The organism is Pseudomonas frederiksbergensis (assembly GCF_001952935.1).
Classification (GTDB): Bacteria; Pseudomonadota; Gammaproteobacteria; order Pseudomonadales; family Pseudomonadaceae; genus Aquipseudomonas; species Aquipseudomonas frederiksbergensis.
The window spans coordinates 2,262,501-2,283,812 of record NZ_CP018319.1; the positions used below are offsets into that span (position 1 = coordinate 2,262,501).

The following is a 21,312-nucleotide window of genomic DNA, read 5'->3' on the forward strand; positions in this document are numbered from 1 at the left end:
GATCACTTCGGCGCCAAGGTCAGCAAGGATCTGCCCGGCCCACGGCCCGGCCAGAACACGCGATAAATCCAGTACCCGTAGATGCGAAAGCGCGCCCATGGCCGTTCTCCTATTAATAGAACGCCTGAATGCCAGTCTGCGCACGACCGAGGATCAGTGCATGCACGTCATGCGTACCTTCATAGGTATTCACCACTTCCAGGTTGACCAAGTGGCGAGCAACACCGAACTCATCGGAAATACCGTTACCACCCAGCATGTCACGCGCCATGCGAGCAATGTCCAGGGACTTGCCGCAGGAGTTGCGCTTCATCATCGAAGTAATCTCGACTGCCGCAGTACCTTCATCTTTCATACGTCCCAGTCGCAGGCAACCTTGCAGCGCCAGGGTGATTTCGGTCTGCATGTCGGCCAGCTTCTTCTGGATCAACTGAGTGGCGGCCAATGGACGGCCGAACTGCTGACGATCCAGGGTGTACTGGCGAGCGGTGTGCCAGCAAAACTCGGCCGCGCCCAGTGCGCCCCAGGAAATGCCGTAACGCGCCGAGTTGAGGCAAGTAAAAGGGCCTTTCAAGCCACGGACATCCGGGAAGATGTTCTCTTCAGGGACAAACACGTTGTCCATGACGATCTCGCCGGTGATGGATGCACGCAGGCCAACCTTGCCGTGAATCGCAGGAGCACTCAGGCCCTTCCAGCCCTTCTCCAGAACGAAGCCACGGATGTCCCCGGCGTCGTCCTTGCCCCAGACCACAAACACATCAGCGATTGGGCTGTTGGTGATCCACATCTTGTTGCCGGTCAGGCTGTAGCCGCCTTCCACTTTGCGTGCACGAGTAATCATCGCGCCCGGGTCGGAACCGTGGTTAGGCTCGGTCAGACCGAAGCAACCAATCCATTCGCCTGAGGCCAGTTTCGGCAGGTACTTCTGCTTCTGGGCTTCGGTGCCGAATTCATTGATCGGCACCATGACCAGCGAGGACTGCACACTCATCATCGAGCGATAGCCGGAATCGACGCGTTCGACTTCACGGGCAATCAGGCCGTAGCTGACGTAATTCAAGCCACTGCCACCATACTGCTCGGGGATAGTCGCGCCCAACAGACCCACTTCACCCATCTCGCGGAAGATCGCCGGGTCGGTCTTTTCATGGCGGAAAGCTTCGAGAACACGCGGTGCAAGCTTCTGCTGAGCGAATTGCTCAGCGGTGTCGCGGATCATGCGTTCTTCTTCGGTGAGCTGTTGATCCAGCAGCAGGGGATCGATCCAGTTGAAGCTAGCTTTACCGCCCATGAGTGTGTCCTCTCGAATCGGGTCAAATAACGTGGGCTGATCCTAGGCCGGGTTCGGTGTTACGGCAAACGAGGATTTTGCATACTGTTGTGCTAATTTCTCACTCCGAAACATCGCAAGTTAGCTTTTATGCGATGTATTAGTGAGGTTGACGTACATGCGCAGGAAAATCCCCAGTACAACGGCCCTGATCAGCTTTGAAGCGGCCGCGCGGCACGAAAGTTTTACCAAGGCTGCTCAGGAACTTTCGCTCACTCAAGGCGCCATTTGCCGACAGATCGCCAGCCTTGAGGAGTTCCTCAGCGTAGAACTGTTCCGACGCTCGCGACGTGGGGTCAAGCTGACGGAGGCCGGTCTTTCCTACAGCCGTCGGGTGGCCACCCAACTCGATGCCGTTGAACGGGACACCTTGTCAGTGATGGGCCAGCAAGGAGCCAACGTGATTGAGCTGGCGGTGGTTCCAACCTTCGGCACTCAATGGCTGCTGCCACGACTCAAGGATTTCCAGCAAAAACACCCGGAAGTGACGGTCAACCTCACTAACCGAACGCGGCCCTTTCTGTTTGCCGACACCGACTTCGATGCCGCGATCTATTTTGGCGACGCGGACTGGTCGGGTACCGAATCCCACAGGCTGATGGGCGAAAATCCGATGCCGGTGTGCAGCCCCAATCTCATGGGGAAAAACACAACCCTGTCTCCCAGCGATATCGCTGAATTGCCCCTGCTGCAGCAGACCACTCGCCCTTATGCCTGGCGCCAGTGGTTCAACTCTCAAAACCTAAATATCCCGCGAGACATGACAGGACCGCGCTACGAGCTATTCTCCATGCTTGCCCAAGCGGCCATGCACGATATGGGAATAGCACTGATTCCGCCGTTCCTGATTCAACGCGAACTGGCCGAGAAGCGCCTGGTCATTGCCAACCCCCAGGCGCTATCAAGTATCAAGGCGTATTACTTGATGATTCCCGAGCGAAAGGTCGAATCAGCCTCTTTAAGGGCATTTCGCGATTGGTTGGTCAATCAGGCACAGAGCTACAGCCTAGAAGGATAAAGGCTTTTCGCGACAATCTGACCGCGTAGTCAATAAAACCAAAACACTACAGATATAAGTATTTGTCGCATATTTGATAACTGTACCGACAAGCAGTACAAACGTCCCACAAGCGCCTGAAAACGTGGCCTTGAGCCTCTATTGCGGAGCAATAACGACTCATTCACCTGACCGATGCGTAAATTCTTCAATTTTTATAAAAATCCTTAAAAGGCACGGCCTGCAAGGGATTGAACCGGTTAGTTGCGACATTCGGTCACGGGGTGACTTGTAGTTAATTTTCCGTCACCCCTCATAAACCCTTGAAGGGCACTAAGTTCGCCTGCAAAATGCCGCGCCCCGCCCTGATTTGGCGGGATCGTGCTGATCGGCCGCCCCAGCCGCACCATCCGAAGTGCCTGGGTTTACTCAATAAGATCACGCAGGAGATTTGACGTGCACATTGGTGTTCCTCTCGAAACCCAGACGGGTGAAACGCGGGTTGCTGCAACCCCGGAAACCATCAAGAAGCTGATCGGCCAGGGTCATAAGGTCACTGTGCAAAGCGGCGCCGGTATTAATGCCAGCGTTGTCGACAGTGCCTATGAAGCGGCAGGCGCAATTATTGGCAGCGCCAACGATGCGTTTGGTGCCGAACTGATTCTCAAGGTGGTCGCCCCCAGCGACAGCGAGCTGACGCTGATTAAGAGCGGCACCGTTGTGGTGGGCATGCTCAATCCGTTCAGCAATGAAACCATTGCCAAGCTGGCCGAGTGCGGCATTACCGCGTTTGCGCTGGAAGCCGCGCCACGCACCTCCCGCGCTCAGAGCCTGGATGTTCTGTCCTCCCAGGCAAACATCGCCGGTTATAAAGCCGTGTTGCTGGCCGCTCACCACTATCCACGCTTCATGCCGATGCTGATGACGGCTGCGGGTACCGTGAAAGCGGCGCGCGTGCTGATTCTTGGCGCAGGTGTAGCCGGTTTGCAGGCGATCGCTACAGCGAAACGTCTGGGTGCAGTGATCGAAGCGTCTGACGTACGCCCTGCGGTAAAAGAGCAGATCGAATCCCTCGGCGCCAAGTTCGTCGACGTGCCTTACGAAACCGATGAAGAGCGCGAATGCGCCGTTGGTGTGGGCGGTTACGCACGACCAATGCCCGCCAGCTGGATGCAACGTCAGGCCCTGGCCGTGCACGAACGCGCCAAACAGGCCGACATTGTCATCACTACCGCACTGATCCCGGGCCGTAAGGCGCCAGTATTGTTGAGCGCGGAAACCGTGGCGCAGATGAAGCCTGGCTCGGTGGTCATCGACCTCGCGGCAGCCCAGGGCGGCAACTGCCCGCTGACCGTGGCGGACCAGGTTGTGGTCGAGAACGGCGTGATCATTTGCGGCCCGACCAACCTGGCCGGCGCCGTAGCCGCAGACGCTTCGGCCCTGTACGCGCGCAACCTGCTGGACTTCCTGAAGCTGGTCTTCAACAAAGAAGGCCAGTTCGAGATCAACCTCGAAGACGACATCGTCGCCGCGTGCCTGATGTGCCGCGACGGCCAAGTCATCCGCAAAAACGCCTAAGCAGGGATTCAGACGATGGAAGAGCTTATCTCCCCCGGTATCTACAACCTGATCATCTTCGTGCTGGCGATTTATGTCGGTTATCACGTGGTCTGGAACGTTACACCCGCACTGCACACGCCTTTGATGGCTGTCACCAACGCAATCTCGGCGATCGTGATCGTCGGCGCCATGCTGGCCGCGGCTTTGACCGTAACGCCACTGGGCAAGACCATGGGCACCCTGGCGGTAGCCCTGGCAGCGGTGAACGTATTTGGCGGCTTCCTGGTTACCCGCAGGATGCTTGAGATGTTCAAGAAAAAAGCCCCGAAAGCAGTAAAAGAAGAGGCGCCTAAGTAATGAGCATGAATCTCGTAACGACGCTCTACTTGATCGCGTCGATCTGCTTCATCCAGGCCCTGAAAGGCCTGTCGCACCCGACCACCTCGCGGCGCGGCAATGTGTACGGCATGCTCGGCATGGCTTTGGCGATTCTCACCACAGTGGGTCTCGTCTATAAGCTAGGTGCCGAATTGGCCACCGCCGGCATCGGCTACGTCATCGTAGGTCTGTTGGTCGGCGGTACTGCCGGGTCGATCATGGCCAAGCGCGTTGAAATGACCAAAATGCCGGAACTGGTCGCCTTCATGCACAGCATGATCGGTATGGCCGCGGTGTTCATTGCCATTGCAGCGGTTGTCGAGCCGCAATCGCTGGGTATCGTCAAAGAACTGGGCGATGCGATTCCTGCCGGTAACCGCCTGGAGCTGTTCCTCGGTGCGGCCATCGGTGCAATCACCTTCTCCGGTTCGGTAATCGCTTTCGGCAAGCTGTCGGGCAAGTACAAGTTCCGCCTGTTCCAGGGCGCACCCGTACAGTTCGGCGGTCAGCACAAGCTGAACCTGCTTCTGGGCCTGGCGACACTGGGCCTCGGCGTGACCTTCATGCTGACCGGTAACCTGAACGCCTTCGCGCTGATGCTGGCCCTGGCCTTCGTGCTGGGCGTGCTGATCATCATCCCGATCGGCGGCGCGGACATGCCGGTGGTTGTGTCGATGCTCAACAGCTACTCCGGTTGGGCAGCGGCAGGCATCGGCTTCTCGCTGAACAACTCGATGCTGATCATTGCTGGTTCGCTGGTGGGCTCAAGCGGTGCGATCCTCTCGTACATCATGTGCAAAGCGATGAACCGCTCGTTCTTCAACGTGCTGCTCGGTGGTTTCGGCAACACCGCGGACGCCGCCGGCCCTGCTGGCTCGAAAGAAGCCCGCCCGGTCAAATCCGGTTCGGCTGACGATGCGACCTTCCTGCTGACCAACGCCGACACCGTGATCATCGTTCCGGGCTACGGCCTGGCGGTAGCACGGGCGCAGCACGCGCTGAAAGAGCTGACCGAGAAGCTGACCCATCGCGGCGTGACCGTGAAGTATGCGATTCACCCGGTCGCCGGTCGTATGCCTGGCCACATGAACGTATTGCTGGCCGAGGCCGAAGTGCCTTACGACCAGGTGTTCGAAATGGAAGACATCAACTCCGAGTTTGGCCAGGCCGACGTGGTGCTGGTACTGGGCGCCAACGACGTGGTCAACCCGGCTGCCAAGAACGATCCGAAATCGCCAATTGCCGGTATGCCGATTCTCGAAGCGTTCAAGGCCAAGACGATCATCGTCAACAAGCGCTCGATGGCCAGCGGCTATGCCGGTCTGGACAACGAGCTGTTCTACCTCGACAAAACCATGATGGTCTTCGGCGACGCCAAGAAAGTCATCGAAGACATGGTCAAAGCCGTCGAGTAAAACCTGCTCCAGCGCAATACCCAAAACCTCAGCCTTTAGTAGGCTGGGGTTTTTTATTGCCCGCCAAAAACCGACCAAAGGCTCTAAATCGGGGCTCTGCATTCGACCATGGTAGCGGGAGGATTTTTTTTGAAATCACTAGACTGCACTCCTTGCTTTCGTTGCCCGAGATAACAATCCATGTACCGTGACCGTATTCGCTTGCCTTCGTTGTTGGATAAAGTGATGAGCGCTGCTGACGCCGCCGCTCTGATTGAGGACGGCATGACCGTCGGCATGAGTGGCTTCACCCGCGCCGGCGAAGCCAAAGCCGTGCCCCACGCATTGGCCGAACGCGCCAAAATCACTCCGCTGAAAATCACCCTGATGACCGGCGCCAGCCTGGGCAACGACCTCGATAAACAGCTCACCGAAGCTGGCGTATTGTCACGACGCATGCCCTTCCAGGTCGACAGCACCCTGCGCAAGGCTATTAATGCCGGCGAAGTGATGTTCATCGACCAGCACCTGTCGGAAACCGTGGAATCGCTGCGCAATCAGCAACTCAAGCTGCCGGACATCGCGGTGATTGAGGCCGTGGCGATCACCGAGCAGGGCCATATCGTGCCGACCACGTCGGTGGGTAACTCGGCCAGCTTCGCGATTTTCGCCAAGCAGGTGATCGTCGAGATCAACCTCGCGCACAATCCGAATCTCGAGGGCCTGCACGACATCTACATCCCGACCTATCGGCCGACTCGCACACCGATTCCACTGGTCAAGGTCGACGATCGCATTGGCAGCACTGCCATCCCGATCCCACCGGAAAAGATCGTCGCCATCGTGATCACCAATCAGTCCGACTCGCCGTCCACCGTGCTGCCGCCGGACGTTGATACCCAGGCCATTGCCGACCACCTGATCGACTTCTTCAAGCAGGAAGTGGCAGCCGGGCGCATGACCAACAAGCTCGGCCCGCTGCAAGCCGGGATTGGCAACATCGCCAACTCGGTGATGTGCGGGCTGATCGACTCGCCGTTCGAAGACCTGACGATGTACTCCGAAGTGCTTCAGGACTCGACCTTCGACCTGATCGACGCCGGCAAGCTGAGCTTTGCTTCTGGCAGTTCAATCACCTTGTCGAGCCGTCGCAATACCGATGTTTTTGGCAACCTTGAGCGCTACAAGGACAAACTGGTCCTGCGCCCGCAGGAGATTTCCAACCACCCGGAAGTGGTGCGCCGGCTCGGCATCATCGGCATCAACACGGCGCTTGAGTTCGACTTGTATGGCAACGTCAACTCCACCCACATCTGTGGCACGCGGATGATGAACGGTATCGGCGGCTCGGGCGACTTTGCGCGCAATGCTCACTTGGCAATCTTCGTGACCAAGTCGATCGCCAAGGGCGGCGCAATTTCCAGTGTGGTGCCGATGGTCAGTCACGTTGATCACACTGAGCATGACGTCGACATCCTTGTCACCGAGATCGGTCTGGCGGACTTGCGTGGCCTGGCGCCGCGAGAACGCGCACGGGTCATCATCGACAACTGCGTGCACCCGGACTATCGCCAAGCCCTGGATGACTACTTCACAGCCGCTTGTGCGCTCGGCGGTCACACACCGCACATCCTGCGTGATGCCCTGAGCTGGCACATCAACCTGGAAGAAACCGGACGGATGCTCGCGGTGTAATTGGTACAGATAGCAGCTGACGCAAACACAGTTTCGTCAGCTCGCTGTTGCCAGACCAAATCCTGAATAAAACTGTACTGCTGTACCGGTCTTTTCCTACCGTAATTGCCTACCTTTCCGAGTCAATCTAGCAAAAACGCACAATATTAGTGCAGACAAGTACAGTTGCCTCAATTTAGACCAGTACACCACCCTTTAACAGTTAACTGGTCCCTCACAATACAGGTGAACTGTATCTAGAGAGACTGGCCAAACGAGAGGATCATTGGCATCAGTTAAACCACTACCTAATCCCGCCATAAGCGGAAGGATGTCAACCATGGAACGTACACTCAGTTCCGAGCTGTTTTTCGAAGACAACGCTGTAAAAACCCAGGCTTCCACGCCTCTTCGCGTTCTCGCCAACCTGATGCTGTGGCAGCGCCGCATCTCCAGCCGCCATCAACTGGCTCGTCTGGATTCGCGTCTGCTGGCTGACGCAGGGATTAGCGAAGCACAACGCTACGAAGAGCTGAGCAAGCCGTTCTGGCGCTAAGTTAGCGTCGCTGGCTCTGACCCAACGGGTCCACCGCCAGCACTCCAAATTGAAAAAACAAAGCCCGTCGTGGGAAACCACGACGGGCTTTGTCGTTTTGGACCTTCAACATGGGTCATACAGTAGCGACCCTGAGTAACAGGTACAGTTTCACTATTTCAACAATTGAACCAGTACAATTCAATCGCAGTGTGTCTGTTGCGGAAGAAAGGACGGGATCACCATGAAATCCCGATCTGCCAGCAAAAGGACCGCGCCATGAATCACTTACTGGATGTTTCCGTTTCCACGCAATCACCACCTCGTTTCCTTTGGCTTCGTAGATTACTGAGAGGCGTTGCCAACCCTCTTGAAAGGGCCCGAACCCGGCGTTTACTAGGCCAATTTGATGACCGACAACTCTCGGACCTGAACATCAGCCACGCAGATCGTCTCAACGAACTGGATAAGTCGTTCTGGCGTTAACTTCCCGCTTGAACAGACGGGACTGTGCGAACCGATACTCATAGGCCTAATATCCAAATGGAACGTGGCGAACGCTGCACGACTGGCGTCTGAATAAACAGACACTGCGCCACCTCTCAATCGGTTTTCCAAAGGAGTTTCACCATGTCCCGTCTTCGTCTGCTCAGCGCTGCAGCCCTGCTTGCCGTGGCCGCCAATTCCCACGCCACCAGCTTTATCGTGACCACCGATGCCGTCGTCGGCGCGCTCAAGGCCACGTCCGATGCAACCTCCGATGTCACTTCTTCCTTTCGCGATGACAAAATCGTACGTGCCGCACGCGACGACGCCGCCAGCTTCGTGGCCAGCGAAGGCGCCATTCGTGGCGTGAAACTGGAAAGCGCACTCGACCATATTCGCCACCAGGCACCTCAGCTGAACGCGAGTGACGCACAACTGGCGCAAGCCATACTGACTATCTAAGCGTCACCACTGCTGTGGGACACGCCCGCCGTGTCCCAATGTTTCGGCGCTGGCTCTAGACCGGGCGTTGCGCTAGCCTTGGGACTCGCCTTCAGCTATCGAGTCTCATGCGTTTTCTTTCAAATCTGCTGATCTCCCCGCTTTTCGTGGCAGCCTGCTGGGTGGGCTCGGTCCATGCCTATGACGCCTTCAATCTGTCTACCCAAGGCATCGTGGCTACCGGCTACGCCTCAAGCATGGTGACCTCCGCCCCCTTCGACCGTAAGCTGCTCCTCGCTGCACAGGATGACGCTGCGGCGTTCATCGCCAGTGACGGCCAACTGCGAGGAGCACAACTGGAGTCCGCCCTGGTTTATCTGCGCCGGACCCAGCCAAAACTTCGTGCCAGCGACCTTGAACTGGCGCAGGCAATTCTCGTCCAATAGTTATCCTTGTTCTTGCGGAGTCGTTCCATGCGTAGCCCTCTGATTGTTGCCGCCCTTGGCCTTCTGTTCCTGGTCGATGTGGCCCAGGCGCACACTCTGGTCGCCACCAGTAACATCCTCATCAATGCCACCCAGCGCACGCTTGATTTCACTTCCGATACCACGACGTCCATCCGAGACTCGAAGATCATTCGTGAAGCCCACGACGATGCGGCCAGTTTCGTCGCCAGCGATGGCGAGATTCGTGGCGCGCACCTGGAAGCGGCCTTCAACACGTTGCGTACCCGCGTACCGGAAGCTCGCGACGCCAGTGATCAGGTTCTCGCCGAAGCCATCCTCGCACTGTGAGGTCGACAGGCGCCTGGCTGTTGGCCGGGGTCATGTTGCTGCTCGGCAACGTGGCCCAGGCTGACTTGCAATTAAGGCTTAAAACCGAAGGTCTCAGCCCCGCTCAACAACAGGCCAGTCAGGCGCTGCTGGATGAAGCCATGCAAGCGTTGCCGCCGCGGTTCATCGAGCAGCTCGACCGACGCATCGACGTCGGCTGGACCGATAACATGCCAAGCAACGCCTATGGCCAGGCGTCACTGGTGTCGGAGCTCGACCTGAACCGCAACCTGCTTGCCGGCCTTACTGACGGCAGCGCCGCGACCAAAAAGACTTATCGCCCCCATGGCACCGTGCGCCGCGAAATGCTTGCCACGGTGTTGCACGAGCTCACCCACATTTATGACCGCTCGCGCCTGTGGCCAGATGCGGAGCGCAGGCTGGTTCAACGCTGCACCCGCCGCAACAGCAGCTCAGGGCTGGTGGGTATCCCCGATGAATGCCGCGGCCAGTTCGACCGACGCTTTACGCTCAGCGATGACCCGCGCCTGCTAGACCTCGCCGGCTGGCCGCAATACGTAGGCCGTCGTGGCGAGCGCGAACAGCACAACCGACAAATTGCTCGCAGCCCGGACATTTACGAGACGAGCAGCCCCAAGGAGTTCGTCGCGGTCAACATGGAGTATTTCCTTCTCGACCCCGCCTACGCCTGTCGCCGTCCTGCGCTGTACCGTTATTACAACGAACATTTCGGCTGGGCGCCCGCCGCTAAAGACACCTGCGGCAAATCCTTTTCCTTCCTCAATGCCGGCAATGATTTCGCCAAAACGCCCCTGGGCCAGGTCGATCCGGAACGGGTTTACGCCGTCGACTATCTGCTGGCTGAAGCCAACCAGAACTGGGTCAGCCGCTGGGGTCACAGCATGTTGCGGTTGGTGATCTGTGCACCCGGACGACCACGCGGGCCGGATTGTCGATTGGATCTGGATCAGCACCTGGTGTTGTCCTACCGCGCCTTCGTCGGTGATGTGCAACTGTCGAGCTGGGACGGATTGGTGGGCAAATATCCGTCACGCCTGTTTGTCCTGCCGCTGGCTCAGGTGATCGACGAATACACCAAGACCGAACTGCGCAGCCTGGCCTCGGTGCCGCTGAACCTGTCGCGCAGCGAGATCGAAGACGTGGTGGAACACGCCGCCGAAATGCATTGGAGTTACGACGGCAACTACTTCTTCCTGTCCAATAACTGCGCGGTAGAGGGCCTGAAGTTACTGCGTAGCAGTACCAACAATACAAAACTGGTCGGGTTGGACAGCATCATGCCCAACGGTTTGCTGGAAGTGCTCAAGGGCCGCGGGCTGGCGGACACCAGCGTGCTGGATGATCCCCGCGAAGCGCTGCGCCTGGGTTATCGTTTCGACTCCTTCCGCGATCGTTATCAAGCGATGTTCGAAGTGCTGAAGAAGCACTTGCCGATCAAGCAGGAAAAGGTCGAAGACTGGCTCGCCTTGAAAGCTGAAGAGCGTCGCCAATGGATCGACCAAGCCGATTTGCGCACCAGCGCAGCCTTGCTATTACTGGAGCAGGCAGCCTTCCGCCAACAATTGGTGCTGGCCCAGGACGAAGTAAAGCAACGCTATCTGGGCGCTCGGGAACTGAAAAATGGCGGCATGGACAAGGCCAATGCGACCTTGCAGCAAATTCTTGCCAACAGCGGCTTCCTCAGCCGTCCGGCGGAACTGCTCGGCACCGGTGGTTATGGATTGCCGCAGCCGAGCGAGTGGCAACGTCTTGAATCGGAAAGCAGTCTGCGGCAGAAACAGCTTCAGGCGCTCACAGGCGATCTGGACAAAGAGGTAAGAGCGTTGCTCGAACCGAGTCGTGCAGCCGAGATGGCCGCCAACGAAGCCAACGTGAAGCAGGTGGGCGAGCATCTGAGAAAGCTGCACAAAGCGTCCGGCGGCTTGGAGTTGCCGTGATACAAACACCGCAAGACTTGCGTCAGCTGCACATACAGCAAAAAGGGCTTCAGAACCTAGTCCTGAAGCCCTCGATCTTGCTGTTTAGCTGTGACGCGAAGCTCTGATTCCTCTGTATCAGGAACTCAGCTGATGCGGGCTTTACGCACGCCATCTGCCAGCGCCGAGCAAAGGCTCAACACGCCATCAACTGCCTGATCCGGCGTCGAGGCATTGGCGATGTGATCGATCAACGCCGAACCCACCACCACGCCATCAGCCAGGCGCGCGATGGACGCCGCTTGCTCCGGTGTCCGAATGCCGAAACCGATGCTGATCGGCAGATCGGTATGGCGGCGCAGACGGGCAACGGCTTCCTCAACGTGTTCCAGCGTCGCCGCGCCCGCACCGGTCACACCGGCGACAGACACGTAATAGACGAAGCCTGAGCTGCCGTTCAAGACGGTCGGCAGGCGCACATCATCGGTCGTCGGGGTGGTCAGGCGGATGAAGTCCAGACCGGCAGCCTGAGCCGGGTCGCACAGCTCGCCGTTATGCTCGGGCGGCAGGTCGACCACGATCAGACCGTCAACGCCGGCCTCTTTTGCGTCCGCGATGAAACGCGGCACGCCGTACATGTGGATCGGGTTGAAATAACCCATCAGCACCAGCGGCGTCTCGGTGTTGCCTTCCCGGAACTCACGAACCATTTGCAGGGTTTTCGCCAGGTTCTGCTTGGCGCCGAGGGCGCGGATGTTGGCCAACTGGATGGCCGGGCCATCGGCCATTGGATCGGTGAAGGGCATGCCCAGCTCGATCACGTCGGCACCCGCGCCGGGCAAGCCTTTAAGGATCGCCAGGGAAGTGTCATAGCTCGGGTCGCCAGCAGTCACGAAGGTCACCAGGGCGGCGCGATTCTGTTCCTTGAGTTCGGCAAAACGCGTTTGCAGGCGGCTCATCAGTGTTTCTCCTGCTTCGATTGTTCCATATGGTGCATCACGGTTTGCATGTCTTTGTCGCCACGACCGGAAAGGTTGACCACCATCAGGTGATCTTTCGGCAGGGTCGGTGCGCGCTTGAACACTTCGGCCAGGGCATGGGCGCTTTCCAGTGCAGGAATAATCCCTTCCAGGCGGCAGCATTTGTGGAACGCATCGAGGGCTTCGTCGTCGGTTACCGAGGTGTACTGAACGCGGCCGATGTCATGCAACCAGGCGTGTTCCGGTCCGATGCCTGGATAGTCGAGGCCGGCAGAGATCGAGTGAGCGTCGATGATCTGACCATCGTCGTCCTGCAGCAGGAAGGTACGGTTGCCGTGCAGTACCCCCGGTACGCCGCCGTTCAGGCTGGCCGCGTGTTTACCGGTTTCGATGCCGTAGCCGGCCGCTTCAACGCCAATAATCTCGACGCTCTTGTCGTCGAGGAACGGGTGAAACAGGCCCATGGCGTTAGAGCCGCCACCGATGCACGCCACCAGGCTGTCCGGCAGACGACCTTCCTGATCTTGCAGTTGAGTACGGGTTTCTTTGCCGATAACGGACTGGAAGTCGCGAACCATCGCCGGATAAGGGTGCGGGCCGGCCACAGTGCCAATCAGGTAGAAGGTGCTGTCAACGTTAGTCACCCAGTCACGCAGGGCTTCGTTCATCGCATCTTTCAAGGTGCCGGTACCGGCCACGACCGGGATCACTTCGGCGCCCAGCAGCTTCATGCGAAATACGTTGGCCTGCTGACGTTCGATGTCAGTGGTGCCCATGTAGATCACGCAATCAAGGCCGAAACGTGCAGCAACGGTGGCGGTCGCCACGCCGTGCATGCCAGCGCCGGTCTCGGCGATGATGCGTTTCTTGCCCATGCGCCGCGCCAGCAGGATCTGGCCGATGCAGTTGTTGATCTTGTGCGCGCCAGTGTGGTTCAGCTCTTCGCGCTTGAGGTAAATCTTCGCGCCGCCGCAGAACTCTGTCAGACGTTCGGCAAAGTACAGTGGGCTTGGACGACCCACGTAGTCGCGCTGGAAGTAGGCCAATTCTTCTTTGAATGCAGGATCTTCCTTGGCCAATTCGTATTCACGGGCCAGATCGAGGATCAACGGCATCAGGGTTTCGGCGACGTAACGGCCGCCGAACGCGCCAAACAGGCCGTTGGCGTCGGGGCCGTTGCGCAGGTTAGTCTGGGTCATGGGTCGCTCCAGTTGAATGCGTGGGATGCGTTTGAAGAGAGAGTGGGCTAACTCTACCCCTGACGCCTCAGGCTGAAAACCGATAAGATCGCGTCAACCTGTCAGGAAAACTCACAGATCTCATGAGCCATGACCTTCCCCCGCTAAACGCCCTCCGGGCCTTCGAAGCGACTGCCCGCCTGAACAGCGTCAGCAAGGCCGCCGAACAGCTGCACGTCACCCATGGCGCGGTCAGCCGACAACTCAAGGTGCTTGAAGAACACTTGGGCGTAAGCCTGCTGATCAAGGACGGGCGCGGCCTGAAACTCACAGATGCCGGTATTCGCTTGCGCGATGCCAGTGGCGAGGCGTTCGAGCGATTACGGACGGTTTGTGCAGAGCTGACCCAAAGCACCGCCGATGCACCGTTCGTGCTGGGTTGCTCGGGCAGCTTGTTGGCACGCTGGTTTATTCCCAGGTTGGGACGATTGAATACCGACCTGCCGGACTTGCGCCTGCACCTGTCGGCTGGTGAGGGTGATCTCGATCCGCGCCGGCCGGGGCTGGACGCCTTGCTGGTATTTGCCGAGCCACCGTGGCCTGCGGACATGCAGGTCTATGAGTTGGCGAGCGAACGGATCGGCCCGGTCATGAGCCCGCGATTCGCGGGCTACGAACGACTGCAAAACGCACCGCCCGCAGCACTGTTGGGCGAGCCATTGCTGCATACGACCTCCCGCCCTCAGGCTTGGCCAAGTTGGGCACAGCAAAGCAGCCTCGACACCAAAGCATTGAAGTACGGACAGGGTTTCGAGCATTTGTATTATTTGCTGGAGGCCGCAGTGGCCGGCCTGGGTGTGGCGATTGCGCCCGAACCGCTGGTGGCCGAGGACTTGAAAGCCGGGCGCCTGGTTGCGCCTTGGGGCTTCAGTGAAACCCCGGCGCAACTGGCGTTGTGGCTACCCAAGCGCGCCGCGGACGGCCGCGCTCGGCAACTGGCGCAGTGGCTCAAAAACGAGCTGCGCCAGACGGATTAGTCACCGCGTTTGAACAGCAGATAAGCCGCGAGCAGACCCAATGCACCGACAGCCACACCCGCTGTCGTCCAAGGGTGTTCCTGGGCGTAGTCCCGCGTGGCAATCCCGGTTTCACGGGTTTTGACTTTGACTTCTTCGTAGGCATCGTTGAGCAGGTGGCGCGAATGCTTCAGCGCGTTCTCGGCGTTGCTTTTCAGGACTTTCAGGGTTTTACGCGACTCGTCCGAGGCGTCGTCCTTCAGATTTTCCAAAGACTTCAGCAGACTCTCGATTTCGGCTTCCATGCTTTGCAATGAGGCTTTACGTAAAGAGGTGTTGGCCATGGTGGCTCTCCTGCATTGATTGAGTTGCGTGTGTTGGTTGGGACTTCAGGGCTTCGAGAAAGTGCAGTAAATCTGAACTTTCACTTCGGATTGGCCGACAGAAGTAATACGAAAAATCACTGCTAGGCTGTATTTCACACCCTGAGGAGAACGCCATGACCGACCATCACACCTATAAAAAAGTCGAACTCGTCGGTTCGTCCACCAGCAGCATCGAAGACGCCATCAACAACGCACTGGCCGAGGCCAGCAAAAGCCTTAAATATATGGAATGGTTCGAAGTGACCGAAACCCGCGGGCACATCAAGGACGGTAAGGCAGCGCACTTTCAGGTGACGCTCAAGGTCGGGTTCCGGATTGCCAGTAGCTGAGGTTGAGCTAATCTTCTGAGCCTGCGCGCTGGCCGAGCGCCATAGGGAATGGCAAAGCGCTACATATTTACACCCGCTGATTGCTGGGTGCCCCTATTGATCCGACCAGGGAATGCGACCGATGAAGCATTTTATTTTAGCGGTAGGTTTGTTGAGTCTTGCGGGAACAGCCCTGGCTCAGGGCAAGTCGTGCGAAGAACTGAAAGCCGAAATCACAGCGAAACTCGATGCCAAGGGCATTTCAAATTATTCACTGGAAATTATCGATAAAGGCGCCGCTGCTGACGGGAAAGTCGTCGGCACCTGTGAAAAAGGCTCCAAGCAAATCGTCTACAAGCAAGGCTGACCGCCCTCGAAAATGAAAAAACCGACGCAACGACGTCGGCTTTTTTGGGCTCGCTATTTGAACGTCAGCCCTTCATGACCTGCGCCAGCAGCTCATAGGAATGCACGCGATCGGCATGTTCGTACAAGTCGCAGGTAAAAATCAGCTCGTCCGCCTGGGTCTGCTCGATCAGCACTTCCAGTTTGGCGCGGATTTTCTGCGGACTGCCAACCATCGCCAGGCCAAGGAAATCGCCGACGGCTTCTTTTTCATGAGGCAGCCACAGGCCATCCATGGTTTTTACCGGCGGACGTTGCACCAGGCTCTGGCCACGCATCAACGCCAGGATGCGCTGATAGACCGAGGTCGCCAGATAATCGGCCTGCTCGTCGGTATCGGCCGCCACCAACGGCACACCGAGCATCACGTAGGGCTTATCCAATACCGCTGAAGGCTTGAAGTGATTGCGATAGACGCGAATGGCCTCATGCATGAAACGCGGTGCGAAATGTGAAGCGAAGGCGTAGGGCAAACCGCGTTCACCTGCCAGTTGTGCACTGAACAGGCTGGAGCCCAACAGCCAGACCGGGACATTGGTGCCGGTGCCTGGCATTGCGATAATCCGTTGGTCCGGGGTGCGCGGGCCGAGGTAGCGCATCAGCTCCGCCACGTCTTCCGGAAACTCGTCGGCGCTGCCGGAGCGTTCGCGACGCAAGGCGCGAGCGGTCATCTGGTCGGAACCGGGAGCACGGCCCAGACCCAGGTCGATCCGGCCCGGGTACAGGCTTTCGAGCGTGCCGAACTGCTCGGCGATCACCAGCGGCGCGTGGTTTGGCAGCATCACACCGCCCGAGCCAACTCGAATGGTCGAAGTGCCGCCAGCCAGGTAGCCAAGCAGTACCGAAGTCGCCGAACTGGCAATGCCGTCCATGTTGTGGTGTTCGGCAACCCAGAAACGGTTGTAACCGAACTTTTCGACGTGCTGCGCCAGGTCCAGGGAATTGCGCAGCGACTGGGCCGCGCTGCCGTTCTCCCGCACGGGCACCAGATCGAGGGTGGAAAACTTGATATCGGACAGTCGTTTCATAAGCCTGCTTCTCCAATTGGGGGGCGCAGGTTTTTTCTTACAAACGAAAACCTGCCGAATCTATAAGCGTGATTCATGCAATGAGGGCATATACCCGAGTTTCAATGGCAGAGCCAAAATTCCTACGAAATAAGAGGAACAATCAGATCAGGTGAACTTTGCACCACGGTCTATCCTCAGAACCCTAGCAACCGAAAACCACGAAGGCGCGACGCTCGCGCCGGAATCTTGAGGAGGCATTCATGGCTATCACAAAGAAAGCATCAGCTCATTGGGAAGGTGATCTGAAAACCGGCATCGGCTCGATTTCCACGGAAACCGGTGTTCTCAGAGAAGCGCCCTACGGCTTCAAGGCGCGCTTCGAAGGCGGCAAGGGTACCAATCCGGAAGAGCTGATCGGCGCAGCGCATGCGGGCTGTTTCTCCATGGCATTTTCGATGATTCTCGGCGATGCCGGTCTCAAGGCTGACAGCATCGATACCAATGCCGAAGTCACTCTGGACCAGGTGGACGGCGGATTCGCGATCACGGCGGTGAAACTGATCCTCAAGGCGAAGATTCCTGGGGCGACCCAGGCGCAATTTGAGGAACTGAGCAATAAAGCCAAAGAAGGCTGCCCGGTTTCCAAAGTTCTGAATGCAAAAATCAGTCTGGATGCAACGTTGGTCAGCTGATAGCGGGTTATCGCAATCCCCGATAAAAAGATCGCAGCCTCGGTGGGCTGCGATCTTTTTTGCCCTGAAACAAACAGGGCTGGCGAAATTGTGGTCGAATAAATGGCAGCAGCTAACGCGCATTACTCTGCGCGCTGCCTCAAAGGAGCTTCAACCATGAAACGTTTTGCCTTGGCGATTATCTGTTGCGCGCTGGCCACATCGGCCCTGGCGGCAACGAAATCCTGTGAAGAACTCAAGGCCGAGATCGAAGCCAAGATCCAGGCCAATAACGTCTCGTCCTACACGCTGGAAATCGTCACCAACGACGAAGTACACGATCAGAACATGGTCGTCGGTTCATGCGAAGGCGGCACCAAGAAAATCATCTACCAGAAGAACGACCGCTGATTCTCCTCACATGAGGCAATAGGACTCTCGATCTTGCGCGACGATTTCACGCTTGGCGTTGTACAACCGGGCGCCAGGGGTGAACGCTATCGAACGGCCTTCCAGTACATAACGCTGGCCGGCTTCGAAATGATCGTAATTGATGGTCAGGTAGCACAAGCGTTCCGAGGGGCCGTTCATCATGCCCAGGCCACCACCACCGGGCACTTCAAAGTCGAATCGTACAATCAGCTCATGGCTACCGGGGGTGACCTGGAAAAAACGCCCGTCGGGCAACCGCTGATTGTCCAGGCGTTCGGCCATCAGCAATTTATCGTTGGGGAATGGTGTAGAAAACTCGACCCAGGCCATCTGCGGATTAACCGCTGGCAACGGGCTCTGACAGCCTGCAACGATGCTTGCAGCAAGCAATAGCGGTAACCTGCGCATGATGATTTTCTCAAGGACCAGCCCTTTAGAATAGCGCCGATCAGGTGCGCTGGCAGCCTGCCGGTACACCCTGGCCAATTACTTTTCGCTGCTGATCATAAAGTTTTGCCCATGGCCGAAAGCCAATATTTCCTGCTTTGAGCTGATACCGCTCGCCAGCGTTGAAGTCGTTGAATTTCACGTTTAGCTGGCAGTCACGCCATAGCGGCTCGGCGTCTGGTCCGATGTTGGTGGGTGCGACCGGGAATTGATAACGAACCGTCAACTCATGGCTACCCGGCTGAACCTCGAAATAGCGTTTGTCGGTGGCGGCCTTGTCATCGACTTCCAGCGCTTGCAGCGCGGTGTCTTCCTGCTTCGAATCAAGATCGATCCACGCTTGAGCCGGATCATGGGGGGGTAATCCGAATCCAGCACAACCTGCCAGCATCAACAGGCTTCCTGTCAGCATCAACGTGCGCATAGCGGAGCTCCAGTCAGGCGGGATAGTCTTGCGGGCAGACTCTCCAGGGATGATTCATTTTGATCAGGCCGCTTCCAAGCCTTGGGTTACTTGATCGCGTTTTACGCATTTTGTTTCCGGGTGTGCTGTTTTTGTTTCTCACCGGTTGCGCCGGCGTCAGCTATTACGGCCAATTGGCCAGTGGTCAGCTGCAATTGCTGCGGGCGCGCGAGCCAGTTTCCACAGTGATTACCGATCCCGGTCGCGATCCGCTATTGCGTGCGCACCTGGCTCAATCGCAAAAGGCCCGCACGTTCGCCAGCCAACAGCTGCAACTGCCGGATAACCAGAGTTACCGTTTGTACGCCGACATTAGCCGGCCGTTCGTAGTCTGGAACGTGTTTGCCACGCCGGAATTTTCCCTGACCCCACAGAACCATTGCTTCCCGATCGCCGGTTGCGTTGCCTATCGCGGTTATTACAGTCAGAGCGCGGCCCGCGGTGAAGCTGCGTTGCAACGTTTGCAAGGTATGGACGTGTCGATCGGCGGCGTCGAGGCTTATTCGACGCTCGGCTGGTTCAACGATCCGATTATCAGTTCGATGATGGCCTGGGGTGACGAACGATTGGCCACGCTGATCTTCCATGAGCTGGCGCATCAACGTTTTTATGTGAAGGACGACACGGAGTTCAATGAGTCTTTCGCCACCTTCGTCGAACAGGAAGGCACCCGCCAATGGCGTGCATTCCGCGGCCTGGCACCGGACAGTGGCGCGCAGGTGCAGCAACGCAACCAGTTCGTTCAATTGGTTCTGGAGACCCGCTCGCGACTCGAACGGCTGTACACCCTGCCCCTGCCCGCCGACCAGATGCGCCAGCGCAAAGCCGACGAGTTCGAACGCTTGCGGGATAAATACCGGCAGTTGCGCGACAGCCAATGGGCTGGGGACAAACGCTATGACGCGTGGATCAATGCACCGATGAACAATGCCCGTCTGTTGCCATTTGGGCTGTACGACCAATGGGTGCCGGCGTTTGCGGCGTTGTTCAGGCAGGTGGGCGGGGATTGGGTGAAGTTTTATGCGGCCGTCGAGAAGCTCGGAGCCTTACCCGTTGGAGAGCGAAAAGACGCGCTGAGGAAGCTGACAGGCAAATAATGTTGTGGCGAGGGAGCTTGCTCCCGTTCGGCGGCGAAGCCGTCGCCATGCGGTGCCTGCCGATTTTGGGGCCGCTGCGCGACCCAGCGGGAGCAAGCTCCCTCGCCACAATTTAGTATCAGCCCCGCAAAAACGCCTGATGCATCTCTTCCAGCGTCTCGAAGTGCCAGGTTGAGGCTTCTGCACTCAACTCTTCCCGGCTGCCAAAACCATAACCAACAGCCGCTGCGTCCAGCCCGTTACTGCGCGCACCGATCAGGTCGTGTTTACGATCACCGATCATCAGGGTGCTGGCCGGGTCCAGGCCTTCTTCGGCCATCAAGTGGGCGATCAGCTCGACTTTGTTGGTCCGGGTTCCATCCAGTTCGCTGCCGTAGATCACTTTGAAGTGCTTGGCAAAGTCGAAGTGCCGGGCAATTTCCCGGGCAAAAATCCACGGTTTGGACGTCGCGATGTACAGCTGTCGCCCTTGCCCGCCGAGGGTTTCCAACAGGGGAGTGACGCCGTCGAATACGCGGTTCTCGTACAGGCCGGTGACCTTGAAGCGTTCGCGATAGAAGTTCACCGCTTCCCAGGCCTTGGGCTCGTCGAAGTCGTAGAACTGCATGAACGCCTGCAACAACGGCGGACCGATGAAGTGTTCAAGTTTGCTCAGGTCGGGCTCATCGATCCCCAGTTTGCTCAAGGCGTACTGGATCGAACGGGTGATGCCCTCGCGTGGATCGGTCAGGGTGCCATCGAGGTCGAACAATACGGTTTGGTAATGCATGTTGAATCCTGAATAAGGGCGCAGGGTCAGAGCTGGTCGTAGCCTTCGGCCAAGTGCAAATTCTTGAGCTTCACGTAGTTCGCCGCGCTGTAGGTGAAAAAGGCTTTTTCCTTGTCAGTCAGTGGCCGAATCTGCTTCACCGGGCTGCCCACATAAAGGAAGCCGCTCTCCAGGCGTTTGCCCGGTGGCACCAGACTGCCGGCGCCGATGATCACATCGTCCTCGACCACCGCACCGTCCATGACGATGCTGCCCATGCCGATCAGAATCCGATTGCCCACGGCGCAGCCGTGGAGCATGACTTTATGCGCGATGGTCACCTCGTCGCCGATCAGCAACGGAAAACCATCGGGATTGAACGGCCCGGCGTGGGTGATGTGCAGCACACAGCCGTCCTGCACGCTGGTGCGCGCGCCGATACGGATGCGGTGCATGTCGCCACGAATCACCGTCAGCGGCCACACCGAGCTGTCTTCGCCGATTTCAACGTCGCCGATCACCACCGCGGAACCGTCGACAAAGGCGCCTTTGCCCAGTAGCGGCGTGTGGTTCTGATACTTGCGAAGGGTCACGATAGGCTCTCTCTCTTTTGCTGATAGCTGCGGTGAGCGTCGATTGTAA

Annotated in this window: 27 protein-coding genes (1 of these 27 cut by a window edge); 17 read left to right on the forward strand and 10 right to left on the reverse strand. The window is 57.9% G+C overall.

Annotated elements, in window-relative coordinates:
- Positions 1-99, reverse strand: partial view of a CaiB/BaiF CoA transferase family protein gene (locus tag PFAS1_RS10430; protein ID WP_076029105.1) — the beginning only. It extends 1,122 nt beyond the left edge of the window; only the first 99 of its 1,221 coding nucleotides appear in the window; it begins with the start codon at positions 97-99; its stop codon lies beyond the left edge, outside the window.
- A gap of 13 nt (positions 100-112) precedes the next feature.
- Positions 113-1,294, reverse strand: coding sequence for an acyl-CoA dehydrogenase (locus PFAS1_RS10435; RefSeq protein WP_076029106.1), 1,182 nt, complete (start codon positions 1,292-1,294; stop codon positions 113-115).
- A gap of 157 nt (positions 1,295-1,451) precedes the next feature.
- Between PFAS1_RS10435 and PFAS1_RS10440 the strand changes: the two genes are divergently transcribed.
- The 11 genes from PFAS1_RS10440 to PFAS1_RS10490 all read left to right on the forward strand — a co-directional run bounded on the left by PFAS1_RS10440 (position 1,452) and on the right by PFAS1_RS10490 (position 11,550).
- Positions 1,452-2,351, forward strand: a complete 900-nt coding sequence (locus tag PFAS1_RS10440; RefSeq protein ID WP_076029107.1) for a LysR family transcriptional regulator — start codon at positions 1,452-1,454, stop codon at positions 2,349-2,351.
- 435 nt (positions 2,352-2,786) lie between these two features.
- The gene (locus PFAS1_RS10445) at positions 2,787-3,908 is read left to right on the forward strand and encodes a Re/Si-specific NAD(P)(+) transhydrogenase subunit alpha (RefSeq protein WP_074872386.1); all 1,122 of its coding nucleotides are present in this window, start codon (positions 2,787-2,789) and stop codon (positions 3,906-3,908) included.
- Positions 3,909-3,923: 15 nt separating this feature from the next.
- The gene (locus tag PFAS1_RS10450) at positions 3,924-4,247 is read left to right on the forward strand and encodes an NAD(P) transhydrogenase subunit alpha part 2 (RefSeq protein ID WP_003187010.1); all 324 of its coding nucleotides are present in this window, start codon (positions 3,924-3,926) and stop codon (positions 4,245-4,247) included.
- Entirely contained in the window at positions 4,247-5,683 is a 1,437-nt protein-coding gene (locus PFAS1_RS10455) for an NAD(P)(+) transhydrogenase (Re/Si-specific) subunit beta (protein ID WP_076029108.1), read from the forward strand. The genes PFAS1_RS10450 and PFAS1_RS10455 overlap by 1 nt, the downstream gene beginning before the upstream one ends.
- Positions 5,684-5,863: 180 nt before the next feature.
- On the forward strand, positions 5,864-7,357 hold the full coding sequence (locus tag PFAS1_RS10460; RefSeq protein ID WP_074872382.1) for an acetyl-CoA hydrolase/transferase family protein: 1,494 nt from the start codon (positions 5,864-5,866) through the stop codon (positions 7,355-7,357).
- Positions 7,358-7,676: 319 nt separating this feature from the next.
- Complete coding sequence (locus tag PFAS1_RS10465) at positions 7,677-7,892, forward strand: DUF1127 domain-containing protein (RefSeq protein ID WP_008154465.1); 216 nt, start codon at positions 7,677-7,679, stop codon at positions 7,890-7,892.
- 258 nt (positions 7,893-8,150) lie between these two features.
- Positions 8,151-8,357 carry a DUF1127 domain-containing protein gene (locus PFAS1_RS10470; protein WP_076029109.1) on the forward strand — a complete coding sequence of 69 codons (207 nt, stop codon included), beginning with the start codon at positions 8,151-8,153 and terminating at the stop codon, positions 8,355-8,357.
- Between the two features lie 144 nt (positions 8,358-8,501).
- Positions 8,502-8,819, forward strand: a complete 318-nt coding sequence (locus tag PFAS1_RS10475) for a DUF2388 domain-containing protein (protein ID WP_074872379.1) — start codon at positions 8,502-8,504, stop codon at positions 8,817-8,819.
- 107 nt (positions 8,820-8,926) lie between these two features.
- Complete coding sequence (locus PFAS1_RS10480) at positions 8,927-9,244, forward strand: DUF2388 domain-containing protein (RefSeq protein WP_076029110.1); 318 nt, start codon at positions 8,927-8,929, stop codon at positions 9,242-9,244.
- A 27-nt stretch (positions 9,245-9,271) separates the two neighbouring features.
- Positions 9,272-9,592, forward strand: a complete 321-nt coding sequence (locus PFAS1_RS10485) for a DUF2388 domain-containing protein (protein WP_076029111.1) — start codon at positions 9,272-9,274, stop codon at positions 9,590-9,592.
- Positions 9,589-11,550, forward strand: a complete 1,962-nt coding sequence (locus PFAS1_RS10490) for a DUF7844 domain-containing protein (protein WP_076029112.1) — start codon at positions 9,589-9,591, stop codon at positions 11,548-11,550. Before PFAS1_RS10485 ends, PFAS1_RS10490 begins: the two co-directional genes overlap by 4 nt.
- Positions 11,551-11,675: 125 nt before the next feature.
- Here PFAS1_RS10490 and trpA read toward each other — a convergent pair whose 3' ends face one another.
- Both trpA and trpB read right to left on the reverse strand, forming a co-directional pair.
- Positions 11,676-12,488 carry a tryptophan synthase subunit alpha gene (gene trpA / locus PFAS1_RS10495; RefSeq protein ID WP_074872371.1) on the reverse strand — a complete coding sequence of 271 codons (813 nt, stop codon included), beginning with the start codon at positions 12,486-12,488 and terminating at the stop codon, positions 11,676-11,678.
- Entirely contained in the window at positions 12,488-13,708 is a 1,221-nt protein-coding gene (gene trpB, locus PFAS1_RS10500; RefSeq protein ID WP_076029113.1) for a tryptophan synthase subunit beta, read from the reverse strand. Before trpB ends, trpA begins: the two co-directional genes overlap by 1 nt.
- Positions 13,709-13,830: 122 nt before the next feature.
- On the opposite strand from trpB, the gene PFAS1_RS10505 reads away from it, so the two are divergent.
- Positions 13,831-14,724: a LysR family transcriptional regulator gene (locus PFAS1_RS10505; protein ID WP_076029114.1), complete on the forward strand. Its 894-nt coding sequence runs from the start codon at positions 13,831-13,833 to the stop codon at positions 14,722-14,724.
- Here PFAS1_RS10505 and PFAS1_RS10510 read toward each other — a convergent pair.
- A complete protein-coding gene (locus PFAS1_RS10510) occupies positions 14,721-15,047 on the reverse strand; it encodes an ElaB/YgaM/YqjD family protein (RefSeq protein ID WP_076029115.1) in 327 nt (108 codons plus the stop codon). The genes PFAS1_RS10505 and PFAS1_RS10510 overlap by 4 nt on opposite strands.
- A gap of 155 nt (positions 15,048-15,202) precedes the next feature.
- On the opposite strand from PFAS1_RS10510, the gene PFAS1_RS10515 reads away from it, so the two are divergent.
- Both PFAS1_RS10515 and PFAS1_RS10520 read left to right on the forward strand, forming a co-directional pair.
- Positions 15,203-15,418, forward strand: coding sequence for a dodecin (locus PFAS1_RS10515; protein ID WP_008027736.1), 216 nt, complete (start codon positions 15,203-15,205; stop codon positions 15,416-15,418).
- A 121-nt stretch (positions 15,419-15,539) separates the two neighbouring features.
- Positions 15,540-15,764, forward strand: a complete 225-nt coding sequence (locus PFAS1_RS10520) for a DUF1161 domain-containing protein (RefSeq protein ID WP_076029116.1) — start codon at positions 15,540-15,542, stop codon at positions 15,762-15,764.
- Between the two features lie 64 nt (positions 15,765-15,828).
- On the opposite strand, the gene PFAS1_RS10525 is transcribed toward PFAS1_RS10520, so the two are convergent.
- Positions 15,829-16,830, reverse strand: coding sequence for an LLM class flavin-dependent oxidoreductase (locus PFAS1_RS10525; protein WP_076029117.1), 1,002 nt, complete (start codon positions 16,828-16,830; stop codon positions 15,829-15,831).
- Between the two features lie 242 nt (positions 16,831-17,072).
- Between PFAS1_RS10525 and PFAS1_RS10530 the strand changes: the two genes are divergently transcribed.
- Positions 17,073-17,504: an OsmC family protein gene (locus PFAS1_RS10530; protein ID WP_008152515.1), complete on the forward strand. Its 432-nt coding sequence runs from the start codon at positions 17,073-17,075 to the stop codon at positions 17,502-17,504.
- 156 nt (positions 17,505-17,660) lie between these two features.
- The gene (locus PFAS1_RS10535) at positions 17,661-17,894 is read left to right on the forward strand and encodes a DUF1161 domain-containing protein (RefSeq protein WP_074872359.1); all 234 of its coding nucleotides are present in this window, start codon (positions 17,661-17,663) and stop codon (positions 17,892-17,894) included.
- Positions 17,895-17,900: 6 nt separating this feature from the next.
- Here PFAS1_RS10535 and PFAS1_RS10540 read toward each other — a convergent pair whose 3' ends face one another.
- On the reverse strand, positions 17,901-18,323 hold the full coding sequence (locus PFAS1_RS10540) for a PA0061/PA0062 family lipoprotein (RefSeq protein ID WP_076029118.1): 423 nt from the start codon (positions 18,321-18,323) through the stop codon (positions 17,901-17,903).
- 40 nt (positions 18,324-18,363) lie between these two features.
- Positions 18,364-18,786 (reverse strand): PA0061/PA0062 family lipoprotein, encoded by a 423-nt coding sequence (locus PFAS1_RS10545; RefSeq protein ID WP_076029119.1) that lies wholly within the window; start codon positions 18,784-18,786, stop codon positions 18,364-18,366.
- Between the two features lie 59 nt (positions 18,787-18,845).
- Between PFAS1_RS10545 and PFAS1_RS10550 the strand changes: the two genes are divergently transcribed.
- Entirely contained in the window at positions 18,846-19,922 is a 1,077-nt protein-coding gene (locus PFAS1_RS10550) for an aminopeptidase (protein ID WP_076029120.1), read from the forward strand.
- 118 nt (positions 19,923-20,040) lie between these two features.
- Here PFAS1_RS10550 and PFAS1_RS10555 read toward each other — a convergent pair whose 3' ends face one another.
- Together PFAS1_RS10555 and PFAS1_RS10560 are read right to left on the reverse strand one after the other, a co-directional pair.
- Positions 20,041-20,691, reverse strand: a complete 651-nt coding sequence (locus PFAS1_RS10555; protein WP_076029121.1) for an HAD family hydrolase — start codon at positions 20,689-20,691, stop codon at positions 20,041-20,043.
- A gap of 26 nt (positions 20,692-20,717) precedes the next feature.
- Entirely contained in the window at positions 20,718-21,263 is a 546-nt protein-coding gene (locus PFAS1_RS10560; protein ID WP_076029122.1) for a gamma carbonic anhydrase family protein, read from the reverse strand.
- Between the last annotated feature and the right edge of the window lie 49 nt (positions 21,264-21,312).

Excerpts from the sequence above, each read along its gene's own strand:
- PFAS1_RS10435 (WP_076029106.1), bottom strand. The coding sequence starts at position 1,294 with ATGGGCGGTAAAGCTAGCTTCAACTGGATCGATCCCCTGCTGCTGGAT.
- PFAS1_RS10440 (WP_076029107.1), top strand. The coding sequence starts at position 1,452 with ATGCGCAGGAAAATCCCCAGTACAACGGCCCTGATCAGCTTTGAAGCG.
- PFAS1_RS10450 (WP_003187010.1), top strand. The coding sequence starts at position 3,924 with ATGGAAGAGCTTATCTCCCCCGGTATCTACAACCTGATCATCTTCGTG.
- PFAS1_RS10455 (WP_076029108.1), top strand. The coding sequence starts at position 4,247 with ATGAGCATGAATCTCGTAACGACGCTCTACTTGATCGCGTCGATCTGC.
- PFAS1_RS10460 (WP_074872382.1), top strand. The coding sequence starts at position 5,864 with ATGTACCGTGACCGTATTCGCTTGCCTTCGTTGTTGGATAAAGTGATG.
- PFAS1_RS10465 (WP_008154465.1), top strand. The coding sequence starts at position 7,677 with ATGGAACGTACACTCAGTTCCGAGCTGTTTTTCGAAGACAACGCTGTA.
- PFAS1_RS10470 (WP_076029109.1), top strand. The coding sequence starts at position 8,151 with ATGAATCACTTACTGGATGTTTCCGTTTCCACGCAATCACCACCTCGT.
- PFAS1_RS10475 (WP_074872379.1), top strand. The coding sequence starts at position 8,502 with ATGTCCCGTCTTCGTCTGCTCAGCGCTGCAGCCCTGCTTGCCGTGGCC.
- PFAS1_RS10480 (WP_076029110.1), top strand. The coding sequence starts at position 8,927 with ATGCGTTTTCTTTCAAATCTGCTGATCTCCCCGCTTTTCGTGGCAGCC.
- PFAS1_RS10485 (WP_076029111.1), top strand. The coding sequence starts at position 9,272 with ATGCGTAGCCCTCTGATTGTTGCCGCCCTTGGCCTTCTGTTCCTGGTC.
- trpA (WP_074872371.1), bottom strand. The coding sequence starts at position 12,488 with ATGAGCCGCCTGCAAACGCGTTTTGCCGAACTCAAGGAACAGAATCGC.
- trpB (WP_076029113.1), bottom strand. The coding sequence starts at position 13,708 with ATGACCCAGACTAACCTGCGCAACGGCCCCGACGCCAACGGCCTGTTT.
- PFAS1_RS10505 (WP_076029114.1), top strand. The coding sequence starts at position 13,831 with ATGAGCCATGACCTTCCCCCGCTAAACGCCCTCCGGGCCTTCGAAGCG.
- PFAS1_RS10510 (WP_076029115.1), bottom strand. The coding sequence starts at position 15,047 with ATGGCCAACACCTCTTTACGTAAAGCCTCATTGCAAAGCATGGAAGCC.
- PFAS1_RS10515 (WP_008027736.1), top strand. The coding sequence starts at position 15,203 with ATGACCGACCATCACACCTATAAAAAAGTCGAACTCGTCGGTTCGTCC.
- PFAS1_RS10520 (WP_076029116.1), top strand. The coding sequence starts at position 15,540 with ATGAAGCATTTTATTTTAGCGGTAGGTTTGTTGAGTCTTGCGGGAACA.
- PFAS1_RS10525 (WP_076029117.1), bottom strand. The coding sequence starts at position 16,830 with ATGAAACGACTGTCCGATATCAAGTTTTCCACCCTCGATCTGGTGCCC.
- PFAS1_RS10530 (WP_008152515.1), top strand. The coding sequence starts at position 17,073 with ATGGCTATCACAAAGAAAGCATCAGCTCATTGGGAAGGTGATCTGAAA.
- PFAS1_RS10535 (WP_074872359.1), top strand. The coding sequence starts at position 17,661 with ATGAAACGTTTTGCCTTGGCGATTATCTGTTGCGCGCTGGCCACATCG.
- PFAS1_RS10540 (WP_076029118.1), bottom strand. The coding sequence starts at position 18,323 with ATGCGCAGGTTACCGCTATTGCTTGCTGCAAGCATCGTTGCAGGCTGT.
- PFAS1_RS10545 (WP_076029119.1), bottom strand. The coding sequence starts at position 18,786 with ATGCGCACGTTGATGCTGACAGGAAGCCTGTTGATGCTGGCAGGTTGT.
- PFAS1_RS10555 (WP_076029121.1), bottom strand. The coding sequence starts at position 20,691 with ATGCATTACCAAACCGTATTGTTCGACCTCGATGGCACCCTGACCGAT.